We start from the raw sequence: 528 nt of genomic DNA, 5'->3' as shown, positions 1-528 counted from the left end.
TGTGGTCGATGACGTGACCCGGGAGTGTCTGGCAGCAGTGCCGGACACGTCGATCTCTGGTCGCCGTGTCGTTCGCGAGCTGGCCGAACTGATCGCCCAGCGTGGCAAGCCCGGCATGATCGTCAGCGACAATGGCACCGAGTTCACCAGCAACGCCGTGCTGGCATGGTGCGGGGAGATCGGTGTGGAGTGGCATTACATCGCGCCCGGAAGGCCGATGCAGAATGGCTATGTCGAGAGCTTCAACGGTCGCATGCGGGACGAGCTTCTCAACGAGACGCTGTTCATGAGCATGGCCCATGCCCGTGTCGAGATCGCTGCCTGGGTGGATGACTACAACCGGGAGAGACCGCACTCATCCCTTGGCTACGCAACACCGGCGGCGTTCGCCGCCGAACTGGATAAGCAATGGCCTGCTTCGCTACGCCCTTCGGGCTCCGCTACGCAGCCCATTGCTTCAACCGCGCTTATGCGCAAAACAACTGTCCGGCTCTAATCCCAGTTGGGGGAAAGCTGGGGGTCACGTCA

1 protein-coding gene is annotated in these 528 nt (G+C 61.9%); it reads left to right on the top strand.

The window, feature by feature from the left end:
* Nucleotides 1–496, top strand: a 496-nt coding sequence (locus ACGHJ7_RS14780; RefSeq protein ID WP_390479185.1) for an integrase core domain-containing protein, incomplete at its 5' end; no start/stop codon positions are given.
* Nucleotides 497–528: the final 32 nt, after the last annotated feature.

Origin of the sequence: Altererythrobacter sp. MTPC7 (genome assembly GCF_042851395.1) — a bacterium.
GTDB lineage: Bacteria > Pseudomonadota > Alphaproteobacteria > Sphingomonadales > Sphingomonadaceae > CAJXSN01.
The sequence above is the reverse complement of the archived record's forward strand: the minus strand, read 5'-3'. Positions and strand labels throughout refer to the sequence as shown.